This is a genomic window from Achromobacter ruhlandii (assembly GCF_002082135.1).
Lineage (GTDB): Bacteria > Pseudomonadota > Gammaproteobacteria > Burkholderiales > Burkholderiaceae_B > Achromobacter > Achromobacter ruhlandii.
This window is the reverse complement of the sequence record NZ_CP017433.1, coordinates 682,459-693,729: the sequence shown is the minus strand read 5'-3', so window position 1 is coordinate 693,729 and position 11,271 is coordinate 682,459. Positions and strand designations below refer to the sequence as shown.

5 protein-coding genes, 2 tRNA genes and 3 rRNA genes are annotated in these 11,271 nt (G+C 57.4%); 1 reads left to right on the top strand and 9 read right to left on the bottom strand.

The features are described from left to right. Positions 1–51: 51 nt before the first annotated feature. The 6 genes from rrf to AruCF_RS03165 all read right to left on the bottom strand — a co-directional run bounded on the left by rrf (position 52) and on the right by AruCF_RS03165 (position 7,213). A 5S ribosomal RNA gene (gene rrf, locus AruCF_RS03190) occupies positions 52–164 on the bottom strand. Between the two features lie 201 nt (positions 165–365). Next, positions 366–3,246 (bottom strand): 23S ribosomal RNA (locus tag AruCF_RS03185). Positions 3,247–3,542: 296 nt separating this feature from the next. Next, positions 3,543–3,618 (bottom strand) — tRNA-Ala (locus AruCF_RS03180). A gap of 30 nt (positions 3,619–3,648) precedes the next feature. Further along, a tRNA-Ile gene (locus AruCF_RS03175) sits at positions 3,649–3,725 on the bottom strand. A gap of 130 nt (positions 3,726–3,855) precedes the next feature. After that, positions 3,856–5,386 (bottom strand): 16S ribosomal RNA (locus tag AruCF_RS03170). Together the 16S, 23S and 5S rRNA genes with 2 tRNA genes alongside form the textbook arrangement of a ribosomal RNA operon. 1,350 nt (positions 5,387–6,736) lie before the next feature. Beyond that, the gene (locus tag AruCF_RS03165; protein ID WP_006392938.1) at positions 6,737–7,213 is read right to left on the bottom strand and encodes an Lrp/AsnC family transcriptional regulator; all 477 of its coding nucleotides are present in this window, start codon (positions 7,211–7,213) and stop codon (positions 6,737–6,739) included. Between the two features lie 156 nt (positions 7,214–7,369). On the opposite strand from AruCF_RS03165, the gene hppD reads away from it, so the two are divergent. Beyond that, a complete protein-coding gene (gene hppD / locus AruCF_RS03160) occupies positions 7,370–8,482 on the top strand; it encodes a 4-hydroxyphenylpyruvate dioxygenase (protein WP_049071368.1) in 1,113 nt (370 codons plus the stop codon). A gap of 84 nt (positions 8,483–8,566) precedes the next feature. Here the strand turns inward: hppD and msrA are convergent, their stop codons facing one another. From msrA to ilvD, 3 genes are read right to left on the bottom strand one after another with little or no spacing between them, the layout of a single operon-like run. Next, positions 8,567–9,121 carry a peptide-methionine (S)-S-oxide reductase MsrA gene (gene msrA, locus AruCF_RS03155; protein WP_049071366.1) on the bottom strand — a complete coding sequence of 185 codons (555 nt, stop codon included), beginning with the start codon at positions 9,119–9,121 and terminating at the stop codon, positions 8,567–8,569. Positions 9,122–9,159: 38 nt separating this feature from the next. Continuing rightward, complete coding sequence (locus AruCF_RS03150) at positions 9,160–9,495, bottom strand: c-type cytochrome (protein ID WP_049071364.1); 336 nt, start codon at positions 9,493–9,495, stop codon at positions 9,160–9,162. Beyond that, positions 9,479–11,164 (bottom strand): dihydroxy-acid dehydratase, encoded by a 1,686-nt coding sequence (gene ilvD, locus AruCF_RS03145; RefSeq protein ID WP_049071362.1) that lies wholly within the window; start codon positions 11,162–11,164, stop codon positions 9,479–9,481. Before ilvD ends, AruCF_RS03150 begins: the two co-directional genes overlap by 17 nt. Positions 11,165–11,271: the final 107 nt, after the last annotated feature.

The following is an 11,271-nucleotide window of genomic DNA, read 5'->3' as shown; positions in this document are numbered from 1 at the left end:
CCAAAGACAAAACCCCACAGGCGCGAGCCTATGGGGTTTTGAGCAATAAAAGCCTGACGATGACCTACTTTCACAGACGTCCGTCCACTATCATCGGCGCAAAGGCGTTTCACTGTCCTGTTCGGGATGGGAAGGAGTGGTACCACCTTGCTATGGTCGTCAGGCGTAACTGGTTGAGAGATTGTCTTTGAGGGACAACCGCTCCAATCTTGGAAGAAGCGCAACGTGTGGGGGATCAGAGACTAGCTCGATGATCCCGCACAGTGGGTGTAATTGGTGTTGGCTGGCTGCTGACGGGGCAGCCAGATTTTGTATTGAACGACACTTGGAACGCTATATCACCAGGTCATAACCATCAGTGTTATAGGATCAAGCCTCACGAGCAATTAGTATCGGTTAGCTTAACGCATTACTGCGCTTCCACACCCGACCTATCAACGTCCTGGTCTCGAACGACTCTTTAGGGGGATCAAGTCCCCGGGATACCTAATCTTCAGACGAGTTTCCCGCTTAGATGCCTTCAGCGGTTATCTCTTCCGTACTTAGCTACCCGGCAATGCCATTGGCATGACAACCGGTACACCAGAGGTACGTCCACTCCGGTCCTCTCGTACTAGGAGCAGGCTCCGTCAAGTATCCAACGCCCACGGCAGATAGGGACCAAACTGTCTCACGACGTTTTAAACCCAGCTCACGTACCTCTTTAAATGGCGAACAGCCATACCCTTGGGACCGGCTACAGCCCCAGGATGAGATGAGCCGACATCGAGGTGCCAAACACCGCCGTCGATATGAACTCTTGGGCGGTATCAGCCTGTTATCCCCAGAGTACCTTTTATCCGTTGAGCGATGGCCCTTCCATTCAGAACCACCGGATCACTATGTCCTGCTTTCGCACCTGTTCGACTTGTCAGTCTCACAGTCAAGCACGCTTATGCCATTGCACTATCAGCACGATTTCCGACCGTACCTAGCGTACCTTCGAACTCCTCCGTTACACTTTGGGAGGAGACCGCCCCAGTCAAACTGCCCACCATGCACTGTCCCCGATCCGGATAACGGACCAAGGTTAGAACCGCAAACAAACCAGGGTGGTATTTCAAGGATGGCTCCACGTGATCTAGCGACCACGCTTCAAAGCCTCCCACCTATCCTACACAGGCCGGTTCACAGTCCAATGCAAAGCTACAGTAAAGGTTCATGGGGTCTTGCCGTCTAGCCGCGGGTAGATTGCATCATCACAAACACTTCAACTTCGCTGAGTCTCAGGAGGAGACAGTGTGGCCATCGTTACGCCATTCGTGCAGGTCGGAACTTACCCGACAAGGAATTTCGCTACCTTAGGACCGTTATAGTTACGGCCGCCGTTTACCGGGGCTTCGATCAAGAGCTTGCACCCCATCACTTAACCTTCCGGCACCGGGCAGGCGTCACACCCTATACGTCGACTTTCGTCTTTGCAGAGTGCTGTGTTTTTAATAAACAGTCGCAGCCACCGATTCTCTGCGACCCCATCATGCTAAGCGCGCAGGCGCTTCACACTACCGGGGTATACCTTCTCCCGAAGTTACGGTATCAATTTGCCGAGTTCCTTCTCCTGAGTTCTCTCAAGCGCCTTGGAATATTCATCCCGTCCACCTGTGTCGGTTTGCGGTACGGTCTCGTACAGCTGAAGCTTAGAGGCTTTTCTTGGAACCACTTCCAATCACTTCGCAAGCAATGCTCGCTCGTGCCGTACCCTTGATTTACGCGCCCGGATTTGCCTAAGCGCCATCTTCGATACGTCAACAGGGACATCCAACACCCTGATGATCTTCCGCGATCCGTCCCCCCATCGCACTGTACGACGGTGCTGGAATATTAACCAGCTTCCCATCAGCTACGCATCTCTGCCTCGCCTTAGGGGCCGACTCACCCTGCGCCGATGAACGTTGCGCAGGAAACCTTGGACTTACGGCGAGGGGGCTTTTCACCCCCTTTATCGCTACTCATGTCAGCATTCGCACTTCTGATACCTCCAGCAGCCTTTACAAGCCACCTTCGCAGGCTTACAGAACGCTCTCCTACCGCGTGTACAAAGTACACACCCGCAGCTTCGGTTTATCGCTTAGCCCCGTTACATCTTCCGCGCAGGACGACTCGATCAGTGAGCTATTACGCTTTCTTTAAAGGATGGCTGCTTCTAAGCCAACCTCCTGACTGTCTATGCCTTCCCACTTCGTTTCCCACTTAGCGATAATTTGGGACCTTAGCTGGCGGTCTGGGTTGTTTCCCTCTTGAGTCCGGACGTTAGCACCCGGTGCTCTGTCTCCCAAGCTGTACTTGCGGGTATTCGGAGTTTGCCATAGTTTGGTAAGTCGCCATGACCCCCTAGCTATAACAGTGCTCTACCCCCCGCAGTAATACTTGAGGCACTACCTAAATAGTTTTCGGAGAGAACCAGCTATTTCCAGATTTGTTTAGCCTTTCACCCCTATCCACAGCTCATCCCCTAATTTTTCAACATTAGTGGGTTCGGTCCTCCAGCACGTGTTACCGTGCCTTCAACCTGGCCATGGATAGATCATCTGGTTTCGGGTCTACACCCAGCGACTGAATCGCCCTATTCGGACTCGCTTTCGCTACGGCTTCCCTATTCGGTTAACCTTGCCACTGAATGTAAGTCGCTGACCCATTATACAAAAGGTACGCAGTCACCCCACAAGGAGGCTCCTACTGTTTGTATGCATACGGTTTCAGGATCTATTTCACTCCCCTTCCGGGGTTCTTTTCGCCTTTCCCTCACGGTACTGGTTCACTATCGGTCGATCACGAGTATTTAGCCTTGGAGGATGGTCCCCCCATCTTCAAACAGGATTTCACGTGTCCCGCCCTACTTTTCTCACGCTTAGTTCCACACACAAAATTTCGTCTACAGGGCTATCACCTGCTACGGCCGGACTTTCCATTCCGTTCGACTATCTTGCATGCTAAAACGTGAAGGCTCTTCCGATTTCGCTCGCCACTACTTTCGGAATCTCGGTTGATTTCTTTTCCTCGAGCTACTGAGATGTTTCAGTTCACCCGGTTCGCTTCCACTGACCTATGTATTCAGTCAGGGATACTGCTTGCGCAGTGGGTTTCCCCATTCGGACATCTGCGGATCAAAGCTTGTTTGCCAGCTCCCCGCAGCTTTTCGCAGGCTACTACGTCCTTCATCGCCTGTGATCGCCAAGGCATCCACCATATGCACTTAGTCGCTTGATCCTATAACGCTGTAGGCTATAGGACCTGAGTATTAGCGTTTGTGCCGTTCATAAGTTTCAAAGCAGTCTGAGGTTATTCACCCCAGTCTTGAGAACTTGGAACAAAATTAATGCAATCACAACCCGTACCCATCTTCATCAGCAAGCTGATTACTCGATGAGCACATTTCGTTGTGCTTCTTCCAGATTGTTAAAGAACGAATATAGCTGTCAGGTAAAACCTAACTCATAAGACCGGGCAGACATTATCCGCACGACGCTATGAGTTAGCCTCTACATCCCACCAGGCACAGGTCTTGGTGGAGGTGAACGGGATCGAACCGATGACATCCTGCTTGCAAAGCAGGCGCTCTCCCAGCTGAGCTACACCCCCATATTCACGGCATCTCTACCTGCGAATACTTGGTGGGTCTGGTTGGATTCGAACCAACGACCCCCGCCTTATCAAGACGGTGCTCTAACCGACTGAGCTACAGACCCAAAACCTTCCCGGATCAGTAGTCAGAAGTCATGGACACAGGGAGGAGTCCCTCTACCCAAGCCCACAACCGATCCCAGCTATATCAAACAACCGATAAGAGTGGACGCTTAACACGAGCACTAAGCTCTGAAAGGAGGTGATCCAGCCGCACCTTCCGATACGGCTACCTTGTTACGACTTCACCCCAGTCATGAATCCTACCGTGGTAATCGCCCCCCTTGCGGTTAGGCTAACTACTTCTGGTAAAACCCACTCCCATGGTGTGACGGGCGGTGTGTACAAGACCCGGGAACGTATTCACCGCGACATGCTGATCCGCGATTACTAGCGATTCCGACTTCACGCAGTCGAGTTGCAGACTGCGATCCGGACTACGATCGGGTTTCTGGGATTGGCTCCCCCTCGCGGGTTGGCGACCCTCTGTCCCGACCATTGTATGACGTGTGAAGCCCTACCCATAAGGGCCATGAGGACTTGACGTCATCCCCACCTTCCTCCGGTTTGTCACCGGCAGTCTCATTAGAGTGCCCTTTCGTAGCAACTAATGACAAGGGTTGCGCTCGTTGCGGGACTTAACCCAACATCTCACGACACGAGCTGACGACAGCCATGCAGCACCTGTGTTCCGGTTCTCTTGCGAGCACTGCCAAATCTCTTCGGCATTCCAGACATGTCAAGGGTAGGTAAGGTTTTTCGCGTTGCATCGAATTAATCCACATCATCCACCGCTTGTGCGGGTCCCCGTCAATTCCTTTGAGTTTTAATCTTGCGACCGTACTCCCCAGGCGGTCAACTTCACGCGTTAGCTGCGCTACCAAGGCCCGAAGGCCCCAACAGCTAGTTGACATCGTTTAGGGCGTGGACTACCAGGGTATCTAATCCTGTTTGCTCCCCACGCTTTCGTGCATGAGCGTCAGTGTTATCCCAGGAGGCTGCCTTCGCCATCGGTGTTCCTCCGCATATCTACGCATTTCACTGCTACACGCGGAATTCCACCTCCCTCTGACACACTCTAGCCCGGTAGTTAAAAATGCAGTTCCAAAGTTAAGCTCTGGGATTTCACATCTTTCTTTCCGAACCGCCTGCGCACGCTTTACGCCCAGTAATTCCGATTAACGCTTGCACCCTACGTATTACCGCGGCTGCTGGCACGTAGTTAGCCGGTGCTTATTCTGCAGGTACCGTCAGTTTCACGGGGTATTAGCCCATGACGTTTCTTTCCTGCCAAAAGTGCTTTACAACCCGAAGGCCTTCATCGCACACGCGGGATGGCTGGATCAGGGTTTCCCCCATTGTCCAAAATTCCCCACTGCTGCCTCCCGTAGGAGTCTGGGCCGTGTCTCAGTCCCAGTGTGGCTGGTCGTCCTCTCAAACCAGCTACGGATCGTCGCCTTGGTGAGCCGTTACCCCACCAACTAGCTAATCCGATATCGGCCGCTCCAATAGTGCAAGGTCTTGCGATCCCCTGCTTTCCCCCGTAGGGCGTATGCGGTATTAGCTACGCTTTCGCGTAGTTATCCCCCGCTACTGGGCACGTTCCGATACATTACTCACCCGTTCGCCACTCGCCACCAGACCGAAGTCCGTGCTGCCGTTCGACTTGCATGTGTAAGGCATCCCGCTAGCGTTCAATCTGAGCCAGGATCAAACTCTTCAGTTTAATCTCTGTATTTGTTTCGTATTTCTTAGTTCCGAAGAACCGAGTCATACGTCGCTACTCAAAGGAAGTGAGGTATGTGCTTAGACTTGACATCTAAGGTACTTCACTTCTAGTGAGCACTTGATTTCATTGTGCTTGTGACGGGTTTTAAAAACCAGTCACTGTGCACTCGTATCAAGCGCCCACACTTATCGGTTGTTTAATTGTTAAAGAGCGGTACTGCTAAATTCTGTACTACCAAACTACTTGCTGCATCTTCTGCTTTCTTCGGCGATTTCGCTTTCGCGTCGATCGCTGTGTCAGCAGCAGAGAAACGAGATTATGAAGAAGTTTTTATCGTTTGTCAAGTCAGCGTTGTTTGCTTCACTTCGCTGCCTTGCCTACGACCCCTTCAGGTCTCACCAGGCTCGCGCCCGGCTTTCTCTTTAGCAGCTATCGAAATATCAGGGTTAACCCTAATTTTTCGGTAACCGCCAAGCCTGAAACTATAACACAACTTTTGCAGATTATGCAACCGGCTTTTGCCTAATTTGCACTCTATCTTGCAACCCCACCACTTCGTGAATCGCTTCACTTTGCAGCAGCCCCGGATCGCTCCAGAGGTTGGTTACCGCCCAGTTGGCTTGCAACGCCATTCAGACCACCCTACCGGGTAAACCCTGATTCGCCGTCACCAGCCAAGCCCAAGACTATAGCACAATTTTTGCAGATCGTGCAACTGGCTTCTGCCTGATTTGCACCGACTTACGCAAAATTCGCTGACCGCCGGTTCGAGAGAATCATCGCTGACTCACCGCCTTGCTGCCCTGCGACAGATTCGTCGCCGTGGCGTCAAATCCGTTGCACTTGCCTAGCTTCGCGGCTCACAAAACTGCGTGAACTGCGAAGGAGCGAGACTATAGCACAGATTTTTGGCTTGTCACGCCGGGATGACAGCCATTTTGCAGAAAGATGATGATTTCGGGGGACGCACCCCGCATTTGCCATGGAAAAGTCATCCGTTCTGCGCCATCTGCTCTACATGGAATGCGTATCACCAGGACCGAGCCTTGCGCGAAGCACCCCGCGGCTGACGGCACATCTGTAGCGCGCCGAGATGGATATACATCTCCACTCTATATATAGAGGTGTCTCCGTTTTCCATAGCGCCATATCCGTTTTCGCCCCTACGCCCAGGTGCAGTGGACCTGGCAGACGGTCTCGCCTGATAGCGGCCTATATATAACAAGGCGCCGTGGCGGGGAACATCCGCCCACTGCCACGCGCTCTGGTCTCTCTATATATAGACATCCTCTATGGGGGGGCTGATATAGAAGGCCTGATAGACACGAAGGGACGCATCCCGCTCCGCTACAGCCGCAACTCTGTCGTTTCCTTGATCTGCTGGAGCGCAAAGAACGAGCGCATGTCCACCACGGCGGGATGTCGCATCAGGGTGTCCATGGCGAACTTGGAGAAATGCGCCAGGTCGGCGACTTGAATGCGCAGCAGGTAGTCCATGTCGCCGGACATGGCGTAGCACTCGACCACCTCGGGCCAGAGCTGGACGTCGCGAGCGAAGTCGCTCATGGGCGCATGGCTGGAGCCGCTGTGCTTGTTCAGGCGGATGTTGACGTAGGCCAGCAGGCCCAGCCCGACCTTTTCGGCGTCGATCAGCGCCACGTATTTCTTGATGAAGCCCTTCTCTTCCAGCCGTCGCACCCGGCGCAGGCAGGGGCTGGGCGACAGGGAAACGCGGTCGGCCAACTCCTGGTTGCTCAGGCGGCCGTCGCGCTGCAATTCGGCCAGAATCCTTATATCTGTCCTGTCCAGCTCTATGTCAGACATTTTCAGCCCCATATTTTTTATCCTGGGCAATATTATTGCTCAACCTTGCCGCTTCCGCGACATGTTTGCAATTGTCTGCCTGCCTTTCCTCCCTACAATCTTCATCCTAGACTTGAACGACAAGTCGCCTCTATAACGACTCAAGGGAGCAGACTCATGAGCAGCGCTTTCCAACCCTGGGACAACCCGATGGGCACCGCCGGGTTCGAATTCATCGAATATGCCGCGCCGGACCCCGCCGCGCTGCGCAAGGTGTTCGAACTGCTGGGCTTCAAGGCGATCGCCAAGCATCGCCACAAGGACGTGACGCTGTACCGCCAGGGCGGCGTGAATTTCCTGATCAACGCCGAACCCGATTCCTTTGCGCAGCGCTTTGCCCGGCTGCACGGCCCGTCGATCTGTGCGATCGGTTTCCGTGTGCAGGACGCGGCCGCCGCGTACAAGCGCGCGCTGGAACTGGGCGCGTGGGGTTTCGACTCGCACAGCGGCCCGATGGAACTGAACATTCCCGCCATCAAGGGCATTGGCGATTCGCTGATCTACCTGGTGGACCGCTGGAACGGCAAGGAAGGCCATGGCGGCATCGGCGACATCAGCATCTATGACGTCGACTTCGTGCCGGTGGATCCGCAGAACGCGCAGGCCGACCTGAACCATCGCGGCGCCGGGCTGACGCTGGTGGACCACCTGACGCACAACGTGCACAAGGGCCGCATGGCCGAGTGGTCGGAGTTCTACGAGCGCCTGTTCAACTTCCGCGAAGTGCGCTACTTCGACATCGAGGGCAAGGTGACGGGCGTGAAGTCCAAGGCCATGACCTCGCCGTGCGGCAACATCCGCATTCCCATCAACGAGGAAGGCACCGAGGAGAAAGGCCAGATCCAGGAGTACCTGGACCTGTACCGCGGCGAGGGCATCCAGCACATCGCCATGGCCACCGAGGACATCTACGGCACGATCGAGGCGCTGCGCGCCAACGGCGTGGTGTTCCTGGATACCCCGGAAACCTACTACGAGCTGCTGGACCGCCGCCTGCCCAATCACGGCGAGGACGTGGCGCGCCTGCAGAAGAACCGCATCCTGCTGGACGGCGCCCCCGACGGCGGCCTGCTGCTGCAGATCTTCACCGAGAACCAGATCGGCCCGATCTTCTTCGAGATCATCCAGCGCAAGGGCAACGACGGTTTCGGCGAAGGCAATTTCAAGGCGCTGTTCGAGTCCATCGAGCTGGACCAGATGCGCCGCGGCGTGGTGAAAGCCGTCGACTGACCGCTTCCCCCGCCAGCGCCGGTACCCATGTGCCCGGCGCCGGCCTTGAAACCTCGCCTTGCGCGAGGTTTTTTTTCGCCTGTCCTACTTCTTCAGGCGATCCTGGAACTGCTTGCGGAACTTGGCGACCTTGGGCGCGATCACGAACTGGCAATAGCCCTGCTCGGGATGCAGCGCGAAATAATCGCGGTGATAGTCCTCGGCCTGCCAGAAACGCGCGGGCGCCAGCAGCTTGGTCACGATGGGCGCGTCGTAGACTTTCTGCGCCTCGACCTCGGCGATGACGGCCTCGGCCTGCTCGCGCTGCGTGTCGTTCTGCCAGAAGATGGCCGACTCGTACTGCGGGCCGATGTCGTTGCCCTGGCGGCCCGGAGTGGTCGGGTCGTGGGTGGCGAAGAAGACGCGCAGCAGGTCGCTGTAGGACAGTTCGGCCGGATCGAATTCGACGCGAGCCACTTCGATGTGGCCGGTGTCCTTGCCGCAGACCTGTTCGTAGCTGGGGTTGTCGACGTGTCCGCCGCTGTAGCCGGGCAGCACACTCTTGACGCCGCGCAGGTCGGTGAAGACCGCCTCGACGCACCAGAAACAGCCGCCGCCGAGAACGGCGACCTCATTGCCCGGGAAGGGTTGTTCTGCCATGACGATTCCTTTGCTGAAACTTTCCAGAGACGATACGACTACTTCTTGGCCGGCGCCAGCGTCAGGATCCATTCGGCCAGCAGGCGGGCGTCTTCCTGGCTGACGTGGGTTTGGGCCGGCATCGGCACGGCGCCCCAGGCGCCGCGGCCGCCCCCGCGGATCTTGCCCGCCAGGTAATCCACCATGGCATCTCCCTGCCCGGCGTAGCGCTCGGCCACGCTGGCCAGCGGCGGTCCGACGCGCTTGACGTCGATCTGGTGACAGGCCATGCAGGCCTTGCTCTTGGCCAGATCCAGGCCGGTGGTTTGCCCCTGGGCCGCGCCGGCGGCCAGCAGGCCGGCGGCGACCGCCAACAGACTACGTATCAAATGCATCGGTTACCGCCCCACGGCTCGCGGTGCTGGCGAGCTTGCCGAACTTGGCAAGCACACCGCGTGTATAACGCGGCTTGGGCTGGACCCAGGCCTGGCGACGAGCCGCCATTTCTTCGTCGCTGATATTGAGCTGCAACAGCAGCTGGTGGGCATCGATGGTAACCGAATCTCCCTCCCGGATCAGCGCGATGGGCCCGCCCACGAAGGCCTCGGGCGCGACGTGGCCGACCACCATGCCCCAGGTGCCGCCGGAGAAGCGGCCATCGGTGATGAGGCCCACGGTTTCGCCCAGCCCCTGTCCGACCAACGCGGAGGTCGGCGCCAACATCTCGCGCATGCCCGGCCCGCCCTTGGGGCCTTCGTAGCGGATCACCACCACGTCGCCGTCACGGATCTGGCGCGCCATGATGGCGGCCATGGCGTCATCCTCGGAATCGAAGACCCGCGCCGGTCCGGTGATGACCGGGTTCTTCAGGCCGGTGATCTTGGCCACGCAGCCTTCCGGCGACAGGTTGCCCTTGAGGATCGCCAGGTGGCCCTGGGGATAGAGGGCGCGGTCCAGCGGCATGATCACGTCCTGGTCGGCGCGCGGCGTATCGGGCACGTCGGCCAGCGATTGCGCCACGGTCTGGCCGGTGATGGTGATGCAATCCCCGTGCAGCAGGCCGGCGTTGAGCAACAGCTTCATGACCTGCGGAATGCCGCCGGCGCGATGCAGGTCGGTCGCCACGTATCTGCCGGATGGCTTGAGGTCACACAGCACCGGCACGCGCTGGCGAATGCGTTCGAAGTCGTCGATGGTCCAGGGCACCTCGGCGGCGTGGGCGATGGCCAGGAAATGCAGCACGGCATTGGTCGAGCCGCCCGTTGCCATGATGACGGAAACGGCGTTCTCGATGGACTCGCGCGTGATGATGTCGCGCGGACGCAGCCCCCGCCTGACCGCCTGCACCAGTACCCGGGCCGATTCCGCCGCCGACACGACCTTTTCGTCGTCCTCGTTGGCCATGGTGCTGGAATACGGCAGGCTCATGCCCATGGCTTCGAAGGCAGAGCTCATGGTGTTGGCGGTGTACATGCCGCCACAGGAGCCCGAACCGGGGATGGCGCATTTCTCGATCTGCTTGAAGTCGGCCTCTTCCATGCGGCCCATGGTGTATTCGCCGACCGCCTCGAACACCGAGACGATGGTCAGGTCCTTGCCCTGGTAGCGGCCCGGCTTGATGGTGCCGCCATAGACGTAGATACCCGGCACGTTCATGCGCGCCAGCGCGATCATGCCGCCCGGCATATTCTTGTCGCAGCCGCCGATGACCACCACGCCGTCCATCCACTGGCCCTGCGCGGCGGTCTCGATACAGTCGGCGATGACCTCGCGCGACACCAGCGAGTACTTCATGCCCTCGGTGCCCATGGACATGCCATCGGAAATGGTGGGCGTGCCGAACACCTGCGGATTGGCCTTGGCGCCGCGGATGGCCTCGATGGCGGCATCGGCCAGGCGCTGCAGGCCGCTGTTGCACGGCGTGATGGTCGAATGGCCGTTGGCCACGCCGATCATGGGATTCTCGAAATCGGCTTCCTGGTAGCCCAGCGCGTAATACATGGCGCGATTGGGAGCCCGGGCGACGCCGTGCGTGATGTGGCGGGAACGTTCGTTGTGCGACATGGTCTGTTGTCTCCTGTCGGCCGTCAGGGCGCGGACATGGCGATCGCGCCCGGGTGGGTAGCCAGCTCGCTCGCGGGCGAGTCTCGGGATACACCGGCATGCTGGGG

Bases quoted from the DNA above. Each gene is read 5' to 3' on its own strand.
- AruCF_RS03165 (WP_006392938.1), bottom strand. From the start codon at position 7,213: ATGTCTGACATAGAGCTGGACAGGACAGATATAAGGATTCTGGCCGAA.
- hppD (WP_049071368.1), top strand. From the start codon at position 7,370: ATGAGCAGCGCTTTCCAACCCTGGGACAACCCGATGGGCACCGCCGGG.
- msrA (WP_049071366.1), bottom strand. From the start codon at position 9,121: ATGGCAGAACAACCCTTCCCGGGCAATGAGGTCGCCGTTCTCGGCGGC.
- AruCF_RS03150 (WP_049071364.1), bottom strand. From the start codon at position 9,495: ATGCATTTGATACGTAGTCTGTTGGCGGTCGCCGCCGGCCTGCTGGCC.
- ilvD (WP_049071362.1), bottom strand. From the start codon at position 11,164: ATGTCGCACAACGAACGTTCCCGCCACATCACGCACGGCGTCGCCCGG.